The organism is Pokkaliibacter sp. MBI-7, from assembly GCF_029846635.1.
Taxonomy (GTDB): domain Bacteria; phylum Pseudomonadota; class Gammaproteobacteria; order Pseudomonadales; family Balneatricaceae; genus Pokkaliibacter.
Map to the genome: position 1 here is coordinate 1,934,142 of NZ_JARVTG010000002.1, position 16,615 is coordinate 1,950,756.

General features: G+C 59.9%; 16 protein-coding genes and 1 CRISPR repeat array. Of the genes, 2 read left to right on the top strand and 14 right to left on the bottom strand.

Annotated features, from left to right (window positions below; genetic code table 11):
- The first annotated feature begins 8 nt into the window (after positions 1-8).
- Positions 9-1,142 (top strand): ABC transporter permease, encoded by a 1,134-nt coding sequence (locus tag QCD60_RS28505; RefSeq protein WP_279790644.1) that lies wholly within the window; start codon positions 9-11, stop codon positions 1,140-1,142.
- A complete protein-coding gene (locus tag QCD60_RS28510; RefSeq protein WP_279790646.1) occupies positions 1,142-2,731 on the top strand; it encodes an ABC transporter ATP-binding protein in 1,590 nt (529 codons plus the stop codon). The genes QCD60_RS28505 and QCD60_RS28510 overlap by 1 nt, the downstream gene beginning before the upstream one ends.
- 54 nt (positions 2,732-2,785) lie before the next feature.
- On the opposite strand, the gene QCD60_RS28515 is transcribed toward QCD60_RS28510, so the two are convergent.
- From QCD60_RS28515 to cas3, 14 genes are all read right to left on the bottom strand, one after another.
- Entirely contained in the window at positions 2,786-3,265 is a 480-nt protein-coding gene (locus QCD60_RS28515; protein ID WP_279790649.1) for a WbuC family cupin fold metalloprotein, read from the bottom strand.
- Complete coding sequence (locus QCD60_RS28520) at positions 3,258-3,893, bottom strand: histidine phosphatase family protein (protein WP_279790652.1); 636 nt, start codon at positions 3,891-3,893, stop codon at positions 3,258-3,260. The genes QCD60_RS28515 and QCD60_RS28520 overlap by 8 nt, the downstream gene beginning before the upstream one ends.
- Before the next feature lie 713 nt (positions 3,894-4,606).
- A complete protein-coding gene (locus tag QCD60_RS28525) occupies positions 4,607-4,927 on the bottom strand; it encodes a hypothetical protein (RefSeq protein ID WP_279790654.1) in 321 nt (106 codons plus the stop codon).
- A gap of 108 nt (positions 4,928-5,035) precedes the next feature.
- Entirely contained in the window at positions 5,036-5,464 is a 429-nt protein-coding gene (locus QCD60_RS28530; protein WP_279790656.1) for a hypothetical protein, read from the bottom strand.
- 350 nt (positions 5,465-5,814) lie between these two features.
- Entirely contained in the window at positions 5,815-5,946 is a 132-nt protein-coding gene (locus QCD60_RS28535) for a hypothetical protein (RefSeq protein ID WP_279790658.1), read from the bottom strand.
- 559 nt (positions 5,947-6,505) lie between these two features.
- Positions 6,506-6,733, bottom strand: a complete 228-nt coding sequence (locus tag QCD60_RS28540) for a hypothetical protein (RefSeq protein ID WP_279790660.1) — start codon at positions 6,731-6,733, stop codon at positions 6,506-6,508.
- Positions 6,734-6,849: 116 nt separating this feature from the next.
- Positions 6,850-8,772: direct repeats of the CRISPR family, unit length 29 nt; unit sequence CGGTTTAGCCCCGCGGGCGCGGGGAACGC.
- Between the two features lie 104 nt (positions 8,773-8,876).
- The gene (gene cas2e, locus QCD60_RS28545) at positions 8,877-9,161 is read right to left on the bottom strand and encodes a type I-E CRISPR-associated endoribonuclease Cas2e (RefSeq protein WP_279790662.1); all 285 of its coding nucleotides are present in this window, start codon (positions 9,159-9,161) and stop codon (positions 8,877-8,879) included.
- Entirely contained in the window at positions 9,158-10,078 is a 921-nt protein-coding gene (cas1e, locus tag QCD60_RS28550) for a type I-E CRISPR-associated endonuclease Cas1e (RefSeq protein ID WP_279790664.1), read from the bottom strand. The genes cas2e and cas1e overlap by 4 nt, the downstream gene beginning before the upstream one ends.
- 16 nt (positions 10,079-10,094) lie before the next feature.
- A complete protein-coding gene (gene cas6e / locus QCD60_RS28555) occupies positions 10,095-11,006 on the bottom strand; it encodes a type I-E CRISPR-associated protein Cas6/Cse3/CasE (RefSeq protein WP_279790666.1) in 912 nt (303 codons plus the stop codon).
- On the bottom strand, positions 11,007-11,792 hold the full coding sequence (cas5e, locus tag QCD60_RS28560; RefSeq protein WP_279790669.1) for a type I-E CRISPR-associated protein Cas5/CasD: 786 nt from the start codon (positions 11,790-11,792) through the stop codon (positions 11,007-11,009).
- Between the two features lie 12 nt (positions 11,793-11,804).
- Positions 11,805-12,887, bottom strand: a complete 1,083-nt coding sequence (gene cas7e, locus QCD60_RS28565) for a type I-E CRISPR-associated protein Cas7/Cse4/CasC (RefSeq protein ID WP_279790671.1) — start codon at positions 12,885-12,887, stop codon at positions 11,805-11,807.
- 17 nt (positions 12,888-12,904) lie between these two features.
- On the bottom strand, positions 12,905-13,483 hold the full coding sequence (gene casB, locus QCD60_RS28570; RefSeq protein ID WP_279790674.1) for a type I-E CRISPR-associated protein Cse2/CasB: 579 nt from the start codon (positions 13,481-13,483) through the stop codon (positions 12,905-12,907).
- A complete protein-coding gene (casA, locus tag QCD60_RS28575; protein ID WP_279790676.1) occupies positions 13,476-15,068 on the bottom strand; it encodes a type I-E CRISPR-associated protein Cse1/CasA in 1,593 nt (530 codons plus the stop codon). Before casA ends, casB begins: the two co-directional genes overlap by 8 nt.
- Complete coding sequence (gene cas3, locus QCD60_RS28580; RefSeq protein ID WP_279790678.1) at positions 15,065-16,447, bottom strand: CRISPR-associated helicase Cas3'; 1,383 nt, start codon at positions 16,445-16,447, stop codon at positions 15,065-15,067. The genes casA and cas3 overlap by 4 nt, the downstream gene beginning before the upstream one ends.
- Positions 16,448-16,615 lie beyond the last annotated feature (168 nt).

Consider the following 16,615-nt stretch of genomic DNA (forward strand, 5'->3'; position numbering starts at 1 on the left):
GTACCGACATGCCGACTTCTGCAGCCGCCGGCACCGTCACCGCCGGCAATCCACCCAAGCGACGTCGCTTGAGCCCCATCAACCAGCGTCGTCTGGCGATATTCAGAAACCATCGTCGTGGCTACTGGTCATTCTGGCTGATGCTGATCCTGTTTGTGCTTAGCCTCGGGGCCGAGCTGATCGCCAATGAGCGCCCGCTACTGGTGCGCTATAACGATCAGTGGTACTTCCCGCAGCTGCATGACTATTCTGAACTGACCTTTGGCGGCGAGTTCGATATGTATGCCGACTACAAAGACCCCTTTGTCGCCAGGCAGATCAATGAACATGGCTGGATGCTGTGGCCGCCCATCCGCTTCAGCTACGACACCATCAATTTTGACCTGCCGACCCCCGCCCCGTCGGCGCCCACTGCCACCAACCTGCTGGGTACCGATGATCAGGGCCGTGATGTGCTGGCAAGGGTCATCTACGGTTTCCGCGTATCGATGCTGTTTGCCCTGACGCTGACGATTGCTTCTTCCGTCATCGGCATTGTGGCGGGCGCGGTGCAGGGCTACTACGGTGGCAAGGTGGACCTGTTCTTCCAGCGCTTTATCGAGATCTGGTCGGGCCTGCCGGTGCTGTTCCTGCTGATCATTCTCAGCAATATCGTGCAGCCCAACTTCTGGTGGCTGCTGGGCATAATGCTGCTGTTCAGCTGGATGAGTCTGGTGGATGTGGTCAGGGCCGAATTCCTGCGCAGCCGTAATCTGGAATATGTTCGCGCCGCCCGCACGCTGGGCATGGGCAATGGTCGCATCATGTTCAAGCACATCCTGCCCAATGCCATGGTCGCGACCCTGACCTTTATGCCCTTTATCTTCAATGGCTCGTTGGTGACCCTGACGTCCCTCGACTTTCTCGGTTTCGGTCTGCCGCTGGGCTCACCCTCACTGGGCGAGCTGCTGGAACAGGGCAAGAACAATCTGCAGGCACCCTGGCTGGGTATCTCCGCCTTCGTCGTGCTGTCGGCCATGCTGACCATGCTGATTTTCATCGGTGAGGCCGTACGCGATGCCTTTGACCCGCGCAGTACCTTCGTTCCCGCTGCCAGCAAACCCGCAGCAACATCTCAGGCCAGCGACGGAGACCAGCACTGATGAGCACCACTACTTCTCCGCTACTGCAGGTCGACAACCTGTGGGTCAGCTTCAACGGCCATCCGGTGGTCAAGGGCGTCAGCTTCTGCGTGCAAAAAGGCCAGACTCTGGCACTGGTCGGCGAGTCAGGCTCGGGTAAGTCGGTGACCGCGCAGTCGATCCTGCGCCTGCTGCCCTACCCCAGCGCCAGCCATCCTCAGGGCCGTATCCTGTTTGATGGGCAGTCACTGCTGGAGCTGGACGCGCAAGGGATCCGACAGATCCGCGGCAACCGCATTGCCATGATTTTTCAGGAGCCGATGACCTCGCTCAACCCGCTGCATACCATCGAAAAGCAGATCACCGAGATTCTCGAATTGCATGTGGGTCTGCGCGGTGCGGCAGCGCGCAAGCGCACACTGGAGTTACTGGAGTGGGTCAAACTGCCCGACCCGCCCAGCCAGCTGCAGCGCTACCCCCATGAACTGTCCGGCGGTCAGCGCCAGCGGGTGATGATCGCCATGGCACTGGCCAACGAGCCTGAGCTGCTGATTGCCGACGAGCCGACGACCGCGCTGGACGTCACCATCCAGAAGCAGATTCTCGACCTGCTGAAAGAACTGCAGCAACGTCTGGGCATGGCGATACTGCTGATTACCCATGACCTCAATATCGTTCGTCACTACGCTGATGAAGTCTGCGTGCTGTATCACGGTGAGCAGCAGGAATATCGCCCCACGGCCGAATTGTTTGCCGCCCCGCAGGCAAGCTACACCCGTACCCTTCTGGCGGCAGAGCCATCAGGCACGCCTGCGCCACTGGCAGGCAACGCCGCCGAGCGTCTGCTAGGTCATGACCTGAAGATCTGGTTCCCCATCAAGCGGGGGTTCTTCAGGAAAGTCAGCAGCCATGTGAAAGCCGTAGACGGCGTCAACTTATCACTGCGTGCAGGGGAAACCCTGGGCGTGGTGGGCGAGTCGGGCTCAGGCAAGACCACCCTGGGGCTGGCGCTGGTCAAACTGCTGGGGTATCAGGGCGAGCTGAGTTTTGATGGTCAGTCCCTGCAGGGGATGAATCAGAAAGCCTTCAAACCTCTGCGGCGGCGTATCCAGATGGTGTTCCAGGATCCCTATGGCAGCCTCAGCCCCCGTATGACCATCGGTGAAATTATCGCTGAAGGTTTACAGGTGCATGCCATGGGCTCCGACAGTGAACAGGAGCAGGCGGTGATCACTGCCCTGCAGGAAGTCGGTCTCGACCCGGCCAGCCGCCATCGCTATCCCCATGAGTTCTCCGGCGGGCAGCGCCAGCGGATCAGCATCGCTCGTGCGCTGGTGCTGAAACCGGAGGTGATCATTCTGGACGAGCCCACCTCGGCCCTTGATCGTACCGTGCAGTCACAGATCATCGACCTGCTACGTCATCTGCAGCAGAAGTACGGCCTGAGTTATGTCTTTATCAGCCATGATCTCAGTGTGGTGCGGGCGCTCAGTCACCGGCTGCTGGTGATGTATCAGGGCAAGGTGGTGGAAGCCGGAGAGGCTGCCGATGTATTTGACCGCCCCCGGCATCAGTACACCCGCACCCTGATGCAGGCAGCACTGGGCTAACGCGCCCCCGCAACTCCCTCTTCCCGTATGGAAGAGGGATTCACGCTGAGCATGTCAGGCTGAAGGGGACGCCCGCTGCATCTGCTGCAGAAAAGCCGCCACCCCCGTATCACCTTCTGCCGGTGCCCAGGGAGCAAAGTCGGTTTTGACCTCAGGCCGGTAGGGGCCGGGCTTGATCTCCATGACCACGGCAGGCCCATCCAGCGGGTACAGGCTGTGCCAGGTGTGAGCATCAAACTCCAGCGCACAGAGCGCGCCCCCCGTCTCCAGCCTATGCCGGCTCAACTCGCGGCCATCCTCGCTGAACGTCACCACCATCATCCTGCCCTGCAACATCAGCAACAGTTCCCGTTTGTCTTCCTGCCGGTGGCAATGAGGACGAACATAAGTGCCGGACTGCAAAGCAATACACACCCGCTGCACCGGCTCATCGTGACTGGCATGCAGCAGCAGATGACTGCGTAGCCGTGGTGAGGCAGCGGCCTGTGCCAGTAAAGCATCAAACAGCGACTGGTCGAGCAATACATCAGCCATGATGACTGCCCTCTACAACGCTAGCCTGAGCCTGCGGCGCCATCAGCCAGCGAGCCTCTGCGGTCTGCAGGTGTGGCTGATGCCGGTGCAGGGCGGTGCTGACGCCGGCCGCCCAGGTACAGCTGATCTGCAGGGTGTCACCGTGGGCTACCAGCAACAGCGTCTGCTGCTGGTAGTGCTGCTCCAGCTCAGCAATCAGCCCCAGCACCCGCTGGGCCACTGCCGTAGTGCTTTCTACCCCCCAATGCTGATGATCTGCATGCTGCTCATCCTGTCGCCACACGTCGGCATAGTGCTGATCTCCCAGCCCTTCCAGCTCACCGAAGCTGCGCTCGCGCAGGGCTGCTGACAGTTCCAGAGGGACGGAGAAAAACGCTGCTGCCGCTTCGGCCGTCTGTTTTGCCCGCAGAAAGTCGGAGCTGAAAATACGATCCGGCTTCGGCAGTGACCAGTCCTCAAGCGTCGCGGCCACCTGCTCGCGCCCACGCCCGGTCAGACCATAGCGGCTGCAACCGATCTCAGGCGTACTGACAATGATGCCCTGCCCGTTCGCTTCGCTATGCCCATGACGCATGACCAGATACCGATTGGACCACGACTGCCCTGTCTTGCTATTGCCCTTAGCCATTTACTTCACCTGACACTGTGTTATCTGACGCTGCTGAGCCATGACTATCGACGCATTCTGTTGATATTGCTGACCAGAACTTTACCCCACCCGGTCAACTCCCCATTCGCTGAATCACTGGCTGCAGAGTAAACTCCTTACCTTACCTATTTACTCCACAGGAGCAACGAATGGAGTCGTTAATGATGCTGCTTGGCCTTGGCCTGCTGCTGGCTCTGGGGTTCAGCCTGATTGGCGTGCCCCTGCTGATGCGCAAGGTCAACCGCCTGGAGCAGCAGCTATGGGACGTGCAGCACCAGCTGGCACAGCGCAGCCAGAGCCAGCAGCAACCCACCTCCTCCGCTACCACAGCTAAAGCGTCCGTATCGACAGCTGAACAGCCAGCCTCTACCGCCAGCACCGTCAGTCCGATAAGCGATTCCATCCGTCCGCCGCAATCACCGGCCAAGGAGTCCACAGCTCAAGCGGATACACACAACACCAGCGCGCAGCCGTCCCCCTGGGGGCGACAGGCACCGGCTGAGACTCAGCGTGCAGTCAGCACAGAATCACTGCAGCCGCTCGCGGCTCAGGCCCCGTCAAGCCTGTTCGACAAATTGCTGGCGCTGGGCAAAGGTCACTTTACTCAGGACAACTGGCCTGTCCTTACCGGCATCATTGTGCTGTTCTTCGGCGTCAGCTACCTGATCAAGTATGCCGCTGACAACAACCTGCTACCCATAGAACTGCGCCTGCTGGGTGTAATGCTGCTGGGTGCAGTCCTGATCGGCGTGGGCTGGCGCATGCGCCATCGTGACAGCCACTACAGTACCCTGCTGCAGGGCGGGGGTTTTGGCCTGCTGTTCATTACCCTGTTTGCCACCTACCGCTTCTACGGCCTGCTCCCAGCCAGTGTGACCTTCGCTGCGATGTTTGGCGTTGTGCTGTTTGCCAGTTTTCTGGCGGTCCGTCAGAACAGCCTGATCCTCGCAGTTCTGGGCTCGCTCGGCGGCTATCTGGCCCCCCTGCTGGCCTCCAGTGACAGCGGTAACCATATCGGTCTGTTCAGCTACTACGAAGTACTGAACCTCGGCCTGCTGGCAATGGCCTGGTTCAAGGCCTGGCGTCTGCTCAATCTGATTGGTTTTGTCTTCTGCTTCACGCTACTGGGGATGTGGATGGCCCACGGGTACAGCCCGGCCGACCAGCTGTCCACCGGCGTGTTTGTCGCCCTGTACTTCCTCCACTATGCCGTCCTCAGCCTGCTTTATGGCCTGCGACGGGCACCGCGCTTCCGTGATTATCTGGATGCCACACTGCTGTTCGGCACACCGACGGTCTGCGCCGGGCTGAATTATCTGCTGCTGAACGATCTCGACTACGGTTTGCCACTGGCCACGCTGGCCATGGCCAGCGTCTACGCACTGATGGCCTTCTGGCTGCACGCGCGTCAGCAATTGCCCCTGCTGCAGGATACCTATGCCGCGCTGACGCTGATGCTGGCGACCCTGGCCATCGCCTATGCCGCCAGCGACTTCTGGACCGGTGCCATCTATGCGCTGGAAGGCGCTGGCTGTGTGTGGATCAGCCATCGTACCCAGCGTCCGTTACTGGGCTACTGGGGCATTCTGGTGCAACTGATCAGCGGCTATTACTTTGCCGACGCCAGCCTGTATCAGTCACCAACTTCCCTGCTTGATCCGACTCTGCCTGGCCATGTGCTGCTGGTCGCTGCTGCACTGCTCAGCATGGGCTGGTTACCGCATCAGACACAGGCCATGAGTGCACTGGGCAAACGCCTGCTGCAACTGCCGGCCATTGACTCCATCTCGCAACTGCTGCGTTACGCGCTGGCCGTCTGGAGCCTGGGCTGGTGGCTGCATTTGGGTTGTGAGGCAGTGCCGCTGATCTTCAACAATGGCATAGAGGGCAGCCCTTATGACTACCGCTGGCAACCGGGCTGGATGGCGTTCTGGACATTGTCACTGCTGATCACCAGCATCCTGCACAGCATCACCCGCTGGTCGCTGTTTACTGCGGCACCGGCCATCTGGCTGGGGTTGGGCAGCGCCACTCTGGTATGCCAGATGGCCGAATATCAGCATCTGGGCTTCGCTGCCGGACAAGGCTGGAGCTGGCTGTGGCTTGGCGCGTTTTATCTGGCCCTGTGGTGGCATGACCAGCCCCTGTTCGCCGATCAGCCACCGCGTGGAGCAGACGCACTGCACGCCTGGCTGGGGCTGCTGTGGACAGCGGTCGTCAGTCAGGAAATCTACTGGCAGGCCAGCCATCGTCTGGGCAGCGCAGACTGGGGTCTGTGCCTCGCACTACTGCCCTGGATGATCGCTCTGCTGAAAATGACCTACTACCACGGCTGGCCCTTCGCGCGCCATCAGCGTGGATACGGCTGGCTGCTACAGGCATCGGCACTGGTGCTGGTTGCAGGCTCACTACTGACGCTGATTCTGCCCGGTGATCTGCCACCCTGGCCGTCCATCCCGCTGCTGAACCCTCTTGATCTGCTGTTGATGGCGGCGGCCGCGGTGCTCTGTCTGGCCCGCAGCCAGCTGCAACTAGAACGCCTCAGTGTCGGTGGCTGGCTGGTGGTCGGCCTGATCGGGCTGGCGCAGTTGTCAGCCATCGGCCTGCGTACCCTGCACCACTGGCTGGATGTGCCCTATACCCTGTGGGGGCTGTTTGCCAGCTCCGCCGCCCAGGCCTGGCTGTCGATACTCTGGTGCTTCTGTGGTCTGGCGCTGGCCATCGTCGGCAATCGCAAGCTGGCCTCGCGCCCGGTGTGGTATGCCGGTGCCGGTCTGCTGGTGGTGGTGCTGGCCAAGCTCTATCTTGTTGATCTGCATGGCACAGGCACGCTGGCACGGGTAGTGTCCTTTATCGGCGTCGGTCTGCTGCTGGTCGTCGTGGGTTACTGGTTCCCGGTGCCGAAACAGAGCATGGAAACCACGACAGCCAAGAGCCAGTAAACCCCGCGGGTGCGGGGAACACGTCGATGAAATGACACTTATCAGTACGTTTGGCGGTTTAGCCCCGCGGGCGCGGGGAACGCGGTCGGCCAGCATCTGATGAATGCTGGCAACGCGGTTTAGCCCCGCGGGCGCGGGGAACGCGCATTCGCCATTATCATTGGCATTATCGGACAACGGTTTAGCCCCGCGGGCGCGGGGAACGCAGCCGCCGCCGACTGATGCAGCCGCCACTGCACGGTTTAGCCCCGCGGGCGCGGGGAACGCTAAAACCCATCCCCATTGACGATGCTGGCAGCCGGTTTAGCCCCGCGGGCGCGGGGAACGCCTTTATGGCGAATTTCTCAACCCTATTAATCTCGGTTTAGCCCCGCGGGCGCGGGGAACGCATGATTAAGCTTAGGCATATTCACCTGAAGCGCGGTTTAGCCCCGCGGGCGCGGGGAACGCTACTGAGTATTTGTGTACGTATTATATGCAGTCGGTTTAGCCCCGCGGGCGCGGGGAACGCTGACAGCATGTGCAACAACACGTTTGGATATTCGGTTTAGCCCCGCGGGCGCGGGGAACGCCGTACCCATCAATGCCACTTCCAGCCTCGACACGGTTTAGCCCCGCGGGCGCGGGGAACGCCGAGTACTGCGTGACGGCAAAGAAATGGATGCCGGTTTAGCCCCGCGGGCGCGGGGAACGCGCGCTCTTCAGCAGCAATACGCTGACGCTCGGCGGTTTAGCCCCGCGGGCGCGGGGAACGCAGTATCTGGAAAAGGCGCTACGAGCCGCCTGCCGGTTTAGCCCCGCGGGCGCGGGGAACGCACCTACCTGATATTTCAGGCACTGCTGAACTCACGGTTTAGCCCCGCGGGCGCGGGGAACGCTCCACGCAACTTTACTACCCTCCTTGAGTTCGCGGTTTAGCCCCGCGGGCGCGGGGAACGCCTAGTCTGATCAGACTAGGTGGACAGTTGTTACGGTTTAGCCCCGCGGGCGCGGGGAACGCTGGCTGGAAATGAAATCATCTAAAACTGTTGACGGTTTAGCCCCGCGGGCGCGGGGAACGCGGGCAATGCCCGAAGACGATGCAAAACACGAACGGTTTAGCCCCGCGGGCGCGGGGAACGCGGGCCAAAGGGCAACAACTCAAATATCTACCACGGTTTAGCCCCGCGGGCGCGGGGAACGCGTAAATGGGTCGCCCGAGGATTGGGACGAGGACGGTTTAGCCCCGCGGGCGCGGGGAACGCGCAAACGCTGATGGAGAATGAGAATGAAACTGCGGTTTAGCCCCGCGGGCGCGGGGAACGCATATGTTATTCATCAACCGTCTATCGCGTCTACGGTTTAGCCCCGCGGGCGCGGGGAACGCTGACGAGATAATCGGCAGCGCCTGTTCATGAGCGGTTTAGCCCCGCGGGCGCGGGGAACGCGGCGCCGGGTTACGACAAACATGGATCTCTTCCGGTTTAGCCCCGCGGGCGCGGGGAACGCACAACCTTTGGAGGATGCAAGAGTGAAGCTTACGGTTTAGCCCCGCGGGCGCGGGGAACGCCTTCTCTTGTTAATTCTTCGAGACCTTTTTCACGGTTTAGCCCCGCGGGCGCGGGGAACGCACTGAAGAGAAAAACAACAGACCCATTATTCCCGGTTTAGCCCCGCGGGCGCGGGGAACGCAACGATTCGCCGGAGTCGCCGAGATTATCGGCCGGTTTAGCCCCGCGGGCGCGGGGAACGCGTGATAACCGCACCATTGACCGAGACATGAAACGGTTTAGCCCCGCGGGCGCGGGGAACGCGATCAGATTGTCAGTTGCTGCAACCAAGTTTGCCGGTTTAGCCCCGCGGGCGCGGGGAACGCCCACATAAGATCCCTTCCCAATTATATTCAACCGGTTTAGCCCCGCGGGCGCGGGGAACGCACTTGATGGATACTATTGTTTTTAAAGGTCTTTTTCACCTTCAAAATTTCCACCAGTTTTTTGATCATTTTCCCATCTTGTTAAAGAGCGCTAACCTATTGATTTTAAACAGGTAGAAAAGACACCAGACGCAGCCCGTCCCAATCCACCGGCATCCGCCGGTTGCTGCCATAGGTTTGAAAGTCGAACCCTGACTCGGTATTGGTAGCCCAGGCCATCACCACATTGCCCTGCTCGGCCAGCGCATTCACCTGTTCCCAGATCATCTCCCGGATGCGCCGGGAGGTCTCGCCGACATAGACCCCGGCCCTGACCTCCAGCAGCCACACAGCCAGGCGCCCGCGCAGCCGTGGCGGTACGTTTTCAGTGACGACCACCAGCATGCTCATCGGTGGCTCCGGTGCCCGGCATCGCCGGACGGCGTGGGTTCAGGAATGGCGGGAGGCTGAGCATCCGCCGGTGCCGCTGGCGGCTCGATGTCTCCGGCGGCCAGTACTTCTTCAATCAGCGGGATCAGCTTGCCCAGCACCTGTGAGGAGCGAAATATATCGCGACAGGCCAGGCGCACCTCCTGATCAGGCTTTTGTGGGCGCTTAGCGGCAATTTCGAAGGCTTTGGGTACCACCGTGTCGAACTTGATGATGTCAGCCATGTCGTAGACAAACGACAGCGGCTTGCCACTGTGGACAAAGCCAATGGCGGGGGCATAACCCGCCGCCAGCACGGCCGCTTCGGTAATGCCATACAGGCAGGAGGTGGCGGCGCTGATGCACTGGTTGACGATGTCGCCCCGCGCCCAGTCGTTAGGGTCGTAGTTGCGCCCCTTCCACTCGACGCCAAAGCGCTGCGCTAACAGTTTGTAGGTCTCCCGCACCCGGGCACCTTCAATGCCGCGGAGCTGTTCTACCGAACGGCGGCTGGGGGCCGGTTCACCAAAGCGCAGCTCGAACATTTTGCGCACCACCTTGAGCCGCAGTTCGTCATCCAGTGCCAGTTTGGCCTGATACAGCAAGCGGTCAGAACGGGCACCGCCGGGCTGACCCGCGGCATACAACCGGACTCCCGCTTCCCCCACCCAGACCAGTAACGTCCCCACCGTCGCGGCCAGCTTGATGGCAGCGTGAGACACCCGGGTGCCCGGCTCCAGCATGATGCAGGCCACTGAACCCACCGGGATATGGGTGCGCACCCCGGTGGCATCGATCAGCACAAAGGCACCGTCGATCACGTCTATCTGGCCGTACTGCAGAAACACCAGCGACACCCGGTCTTTCAGCGGGATGGGGTTGAGCGGGACAAAGGCCATAACACGCTCCCAACGTTCAGTAATGCACGGGCTTGACCAGCATTAACCCACAGCCAAAGCCTTTCGCAGCGCCGATCCCCTGCTGCAACAGCGCGGTAAAACGCTGGGGGTCGGTCACGATCAGCTCGCCACTCATATCCACCGATAAGAAGCGCGCCTTGTGCTTGCTATGGGCAAGCTGCGCGGCGGACGGCGCTTTCTCCGGTATTGGATGGGCGTTATACGCCTGCCACTCAAACGCCGGAACAGTGCGAACGTCATCGGTAAAGTCGTCTTCGATCACACGTTCTGCCAGCGTGAAGATGCCCTGCCTTGAGGGGTTCTGCGTCAGCCAGTGCATCAGGCGCTGGGCAATGGCCTCCTGCATCGCCAGATCCAGCAGCGTATGGAGGGTATGGCGTCGCCCACTTTCGGCAAAGTAGCGGGTCTGGCTGAGGTAGCTACTCAGCCAGTCATGCAGGGCGCCGGGGTGAGGGGTTTCCAGCAGACGCTTGCGCATGTCGGCTTTACCACCATGCTCGGCCAGCCCCTGCGCCTCACACAGACGCTGGAGGAATCGTCGCTGTTCGTCCATGACCAGATCATGGCGCTGCCTGTCCCTTGTGACGACCGGGTTAGCGCGCAAGCGGAAAGACAGATGCTGCCCGGCAGTGAAATCCGGGCGAAAAGGTTTGCTCTGCACCTCGAACAGTGGTGAGTCTGTCTTAGGCGGTTGAGGAGAAAGCAGGTAATACACCGGCTCTCCCTTAACACCGGGCTGGGCGACTTGTTCTCTGGCCACCTCTTCGCGGTAGAGAAAGTCGCGTTCAGGCTGATCAAACAGATCCCACAGCAGGCGATGTACGCCATAGGTACGATCCGCCAGCACACGGCTTAACTGCGTATTGTTGATGATGTCGGGCTTGAGCATCACTCGTGACAGATACATTTAGCGGCCCTCCGTAAGATACAAGCGCAGCACTTTGCGCGGAGCAAACTGCCAGCGCTGGCGTGACAGCAACTGGTCATGCTGGATAACAGTCATCAGGGTACGGGTATCTGTCGTCGGCTCGACACTGAAGTCCGCCAACTCGCCTTCCCAGCTGTATTCCACCAGCGCATCGGTGGCGAGATAACGGGCAGCGGCCGCCTGCTGGTGGTCAGGTTCCGAAGAAAACAGCAGTGAACCCGGCTGATATTGCTGAAATGCCCCTTGGAACCCCTCCGCCTGTATCAGCTGCGGTTGCAGCGGCGCCGCCAGAGGACAGGATTTGCGCCCAAGGTAGAGGCTGTATTTGGGCTGCAGCAGTGCATCGGCCATATGTGCCAGCGTAAACGGCGCCTGGGCGTCAGGCGAGCTCATACGCAAGGCCACCCAGGCCAGCGCATCCATGCGGTACTCACGGCTGGACAACACCGTGCCCAGCCGCTCACGCCCTGCGACCAGTTCGTCGCGCCGCGTCCGGTAACGAAACTTTCCCACCGAGTCAGGGGCTTGCACGGTGTGGTAATCCCGCAGCAGCTGCCCTTTGCACTTCACCGCCGTAGCTAGCATATAGTGCTGATTGAGCGCTAAGTGGGTCGCCTCTTCTTCGCGTTTGATGCCGAGCGCCGCAGCCACCAGACCCAGCACCGCGGCCTTGGTTGGCCCGTTGTGGCTGTGACGCGACTCCCCGACGGCGATATCGCCCCAACTGGCCATAGGCCCGTAGAGGCGGAAAACCAGATAGTCCATACCAACCTCCTGTCAGTGGCTGGTATCCGCCACAAAAGCCAGCAACTCAGGCAGCGAACCGCTGACCTCATCCCCCACTACCAGCTCATAACGGCGCTCGGCGCATTGACCATAGGCCTGATCAAAGCCGCGATACTGATGGCGAATGGCAGCGACCGCCTGTGTCAGATAGTCGGTATCGACCTTACCTCCTACCTCAATTGGTTTGAGATAGGCCACGGACAGAGAGCGCGGTTGCTGATTGCCCACCTCTGCAAGCACATAACTGGCATACCCCTGATGCGCAAAGCTGTTTTGTTTGCCTGACGGCGGCACTTTGACAGCCGCTTCGATCAGAGCAGCAATGGCGCGGTCAGCCAGTGCCACATCACCCGCCAGATTGTCGATCAGCTGTTCGCGGTTGATACACAGGTAGGAGTAGAACAGACCGGCAGCAAAGCCGGTTTCGCCGATATGGGAGGAGCCCGCGTCTTCACGACCATCATTCAGATCATCGACAGCGGTAAAGTAATCGTCCTCAATCACTACCGGATGCACTGACAAGGCATGAGCCACCTGACAGGCCGCCTCGACATTGAACGCGGGTTTGGAGGCCAGCATGCGACCAAACAGGGCAATATCGACCGCCGTGTTGGCTTCCCGTAGCAGGTTCAGCTCTCCCTCTTCGGGTGCGCGCTGGTGTTCGATCAGCGTCTGTACCAGCTGGTTGATCTGCGCCTGCTCCTGAGGGCTGACATGCACTAGCTGTTCAATTTCCAGCTCATTGAGAGGCTCTTTTTTGTCGGCTTTTTTATTTTTACCAAAGACGCCGGCAATGGCTTTTGCCCATTCCAACGCATCCTTTTCTTTGATGCCGCCCGCCAGCAGTTTGTTATAAGCCCCCTCACCCAGCATTTTGGTGCGTGTTCCCAGATGCCCGGCCAGCGCCTGCTGAAACAGTTCGGAGGTACGCCAGTGGCGCTTCAAGCTCTGGGACGATACCCGCAGGCGATCGGCGCCGCCCATTTTCGCGGTTTTGGGGCGACCCTGATCATCACGGTTCAGGTTGGCAGGTGGGTAGGATGTCAGCAGGTGAATCTGAATAAAACGGTTCATGGCAGTACTCCTTTGCCTCAGGCGGCAGTGTCTGTGGTCGGTTTTTTACGTGGCAGGTAGTAGTCCTGCGCCCATTTCACGCTCAGGCGTTTGATCGGATCACGGTCAGGCCCCTGCAGGTACTCCTCATACCAGTGCAGAATGCCTTCGGTCAGCGAGAGAATATTGACGCTGTTATTCAGTAAACGAATGGCGCGCAGCAGGCGGCGGAAGAACTCTTCCGGGGTACGGCTTTTGATTAGCTGCTTGAAACGCAATTCACTCATCACCGGGCGATCGTTGTCACCACTACCCAGCTGTGCAGCGAAACGCTGACTGCTGTTGTGCTGTCTCACCTGTGCCAGCGCAGTGGCCACCAGCGCACTGGCATAGAGGTGGGAGGGGTGCGCCCAGCGCTGCGGCATCATACTGAGAAACTGAAAAAAGCTGTCCGTCAGCAGAGCATCATCGGGACGGTCTACCCGACGCAAACGCGCACGCACGCCACGGTTGTCATCCAGTGATTGCCACCACCTCATCAGCCCTGCAGGCTCAGCGCCGTGCAGGTTGTAATAGGGCTCTTTAGATGCAAGCTCATTCGATGAAAGCTCAGCCATGGGTGACCTCCTGAGTGCGCTGGTTGTCCGATTTCAGGGCTTTAACAGTTTTGAGTGAGTGAAATTTGCCGAGCAGATAGGCTCTGGCGGTGATGACCCGCCGCAAGTCGAGATCTTCCACGCGGGTATGCAGGGCGTACTGATCAAACAACTGCTCCAGTGTGTGCTGCAGTGTTTTCCACCACGAGGTAGCGACGTCTGCAGGCAGGCGTTCTTGTGACTGCACCGCGATGACCAGCTGCTGTACAGACTGATAGAAACGGTTTTCGGTGGTTTGCCAGAACTCGGTATCGATAAAACTGACATCACCACCGGCGTTTTCCGGGCTGCGATACCATGCTTCCCTGATCGCTTTGCGCAGCAAAGGCGATGCTTCTTTGGCAGGCATCAACAAGGCTTCGACCCAACGCTGCAGCGCCGTAATCTGGGCGGCGGGCAACACAAATACCGGCAGGGTATGGTCGTACCAGCAGCGGGCCTTCATGTTGTCCATGTCATAACCGAAGCACCAGAGCTGCATTTGTACGCCGCTGTCCAGGTACATTTCCTTGTCCTGTACCAGTGACTGCACCACGCTGGCCGCCGTATCGCCGTTATCCTTGTCTTCAATGGTGAGCCCCAGCCAGTGGCGGTAACTCAGCCCACCTTTTTGCCCTTTGAGAGACAACGGGGGCGCTTCGTTCTTCTTATCGAGACGATAAGGTGTCAGCGGATGGCGCCAGGGCCCTTCATAATTGGTGCCGTAGTTGCGGGTCAGATAATGGCTGACCAGTGTGTCACTGTGATCACCACACAGGTCACAACGCCCCTCGGTCGATGCAGGCTGCAAACGAATACGACGCGGCATTCCCCAGTACATCTGCAAGGGATGAACATCGCCAGGCAAAGTGCTTTGCCCGCCCTTGTCAGATAATCGGGTAGGCGTAAGCCAGGGGAAGATAGCTGCCGTCAGCGGATTGTCGTGACAGTACAGATCGTGACGCTGCTCCAGCACGTTCAGCCACAGCGCATGCCAGAGCGTGTGCTGGCCAACAGGTTGCAGTAAGGTGGTCAACGGGCCACCGCCGCGCAGGCCGACACGATGGCCCACCCCACCCGATGGGGCATTGGTGTGCAGGGTAAAAAGCGCCTGCGCCGCACAGGCAGGACAGATCGCATTGACACGCCCGCCTTTGATAAAAAAGTCGAGATTGTCCTTCAGGGTTTTACCACCGGGCGCTTCGATCAACAGCCCGGCGATGTCTTTCTGCTCACCGTCCTCCAGCGTCAGATCCTGTAGAAAAGCCGGTCTACCTGCCTCACTCGTCAGCTCAAAGGCCGTCGCCAGTACACTAAACTGCTGTGCCAGCGTTGCTGCATCCGGTGGCGACTGATACCACTCCGCCCAGGCCTCACCATCCTCCGGTGCGCAGACACATTGCAGCAAGCCAATCAGAAACTGGTACAGCCCACCCTGAAAATCGGCGCGAGGAGCCGCCAGCTCCACCACTGGGTTGTCGGTTTCGGCAATTTGCCAGGGGGCGATTCGACAATAGCTGCCATCCTGACGGAGGGCCGGTATCCACGGATCATGGATCAGGTTCATCGCGTTTCTCCTTTATTAGCAGTCCAACCGCATCCGGCGTCGTACCAGGTGGCCAGCTCCCCGACCAGCGGCATCAGCTGATACCACCTGAGTACCGGGCAAGCCTCTCGTAGTTGTTCCATTTGAGTCTTGAGATCAGCGGGAATTGCCTTCTCCGCCTCCTGCCAGAGCTTGTCGCGCATCTGTAACGCACTGAGCTCCCAGCCGTGTTCTGGGTGATCGGCGTAGGGCCGCCACTGGCCCGCCTCATTCCGCTTGACCAGCACGACTGAGCAGGTGTGATCACTCAGTCGTGTGGGAATATTGACCTCTTCCCCCCAGGCATCACTGCTTTTGCGGCTATAGCCTGCCTCCAGCTTCAGTTGATTAAAGTCCCCCATACTGGCATGACAGCGGCGCTCGCCTTCCGCCTTAACCGATGCGTTGTCGATAGCCTCGGGGGTTGCGATGGCTGTTTGTGGGGAATACACCGCTTCGATCAGATAACGGGCATCCTCCGGCATGCGATAACCGCCCTGTTGAAACAGCACGCTGGCTGAGCGCCATAACTGCCCGAGGTCCTGATAAACGGCCAGTGTGCCTGACTGCGACTGCAGCCAGCGCTCATCCACCTGTTGCTCGGGTGACGGTGACATCACATAAAGCAGCGCTGGGCCGCGCTGATCCTTGGTCTGGGTGTTAAGCCGGTTGCCTTTGTTGTCCCGCACATGGCGGTGCAGTCGCCCTGCCCGCTGCAGCAGCAAATCAATAGGCGCGAGGTCTGAAATCAGCACATCAAAGTCGAGGTCCAGTGATTGCTCCACCACCTGAGTACTGATCAGCACACGCCCCCTGCGTTGCTGCTCATCGCTGTGATTGCCAAACCAGTCGAGCACACTGTTTTCAATGCGCTGGCGGTCAGTCATGGCAAAGCGGCTATGAAACAGATGCACACGCTCTGCACTGCCGCACGACTGGCGCACGAGGGTCTGCAGTTGTTGATAACTCGTTCGAGCACTGTCGACGGTGTTGCGTATCCAGCAAACACACTTGCCCTGCTGTACCGCGGCAAGAATCAACGCACAGACCGCGGCTTCATCTTCCAGACGCAACACCTGCACTTCACGCTGCACCTCCTGACGGGTCGCCAGCGGTACTTCCTGCTGACCGTGCTCTGCGGGGAAATGGGTGGCGAGCGGATAGGCCATCGCTGTCAGAGCAGGGACCGGTAAGGCTCGTCCTTTGGCGTAGCTGGCCACCAGCTTGTTTTTCATCTGCTGCGGCAAGGTGGCCGACAGCAAAATAACGCTGCCCCCCTGACGGGCGTGGGCCTCCAGCAGACAGGCCAGTAACGTTTGCATATAGCTATCGTAGGCGTGTACTTCATCGACCAGCAGCACCTTGCGCCCCAATCCCAGTAAGCGCAGTGACTGATGCCGAGCAGGGCCTGATCAATCGTGCCGACACCGATATCGGCCAGCAGTGCCTTTTTACGGCTATCGGCCAGCCAGCTGTTGCAATAGGCCGAGGCACTCTGCTCATCCTGCGTGTAGCTAAGGTCCTTAGGC

What these genes read in the sequence shown, in the direction of transcription:
- cas1e (WP_279790664.1), bottom strand. Translation starts at nt 10,078, where the DNA reads ATGGCCTTTGTCCCGCTCAACCCCATCCCGCTGAAAGACCGGGTGTCG.
- QCD60_RS28510 (WP_279790646.1), top strand. Translation starts at nt 1,142, where the DNA reads ATGAGCACCACTACTTCTCCGCTACTGCAGGTCGACAACCTGTGGGTC.
- cas5e (WP_279790669.1), bottom strand. Translation starts at nt 11,792, where the DNA reads ATGGACTATCTGGTTTTCCGCCTCTACGGGCCTATGGCCAGTTGGGGC.
- cas6e (WP_279790666.1), bottom strand. Translation starts at nt 11,006, where the DNA reads ATGTATCTGTCACGAGTGATGCTCAAGCCCGACATCATCAACAATACG.
- casB (WP_279790674.1), bottom strand. Translation starts at nt 13,483, where the DNA reads ATGGCTGAGCTTTCATCGAATGAGCTTGCATCTAAAGAGCCCTATTAC.
- QCD60_RS28530 (WP_279790656.1), bottom strand. Translation starts at nt 5,464, where the DNA reads ATGGCTGATCCACACACAGCCAGCGCCTTCCAGCGCATAGATGGCACC.
- casA (WP_279790676.1), bottom strand. Translation starts at nt 15,068, where the DNA reads ATGAACCTGATCCATGATCCGTGGATACCGGCCCTCCGTCAGGATGGC.
- cas7e (WP_279790671.1), bottom strand. Translation starts at nt 12,887, where the DNA reads ATGAACCGTTTTATTCAGATTCACCTGCTGACATCCTACCCACCTGCC.
- QCD60_RS28515 (WP_279790649.1), bottom strand. Translation starts at nt 3,265, where the DNA reads ATGGCTGATGTATTGCTCGACCAGTCGCTGTTTGATGCTTTACTGGCA.
- QCD60_RS28520 (WP_279790652.1), bottom strand. Translation starts at nt 3,893, where the DNA reads ATGGCTAAGGGCAATAGCAAGACAGGGCAGTCGTGGTCCAATCGGTAT.
- cas2e (WP_279790662.1), bottom strand. Translation starts at nt 9,161, where the DNA reads ATGAGCATGCTGGTGGTCGTCACTGAAAACGTACCGCCACGGCTGCGC.
- QCD60_RS28505 (WP_279790644.1), top strand. Translation starts at nt 9, where the DNA reads ATGCCGACTTCTGCAGCCGCCGGCACCGTCACCGCCGGCAATCCACCC.
- QCD60_RS28540 (WP_279790660.1), bottom strand. Translation starts at nt 6,733, where the DNA reads ATGCAGATCAACAAGATAGAGCTTGGCCAGCACCACCACCAGCAGACC.
- QCD60_RS28525 (WP_279790654.1), bottom strand. Translation starts at nt 4,927, where the DNA reads ATGGTTACCGCTGTCACTGGAGGCCAGCAGGGGGGCCAGATAGCCGCC.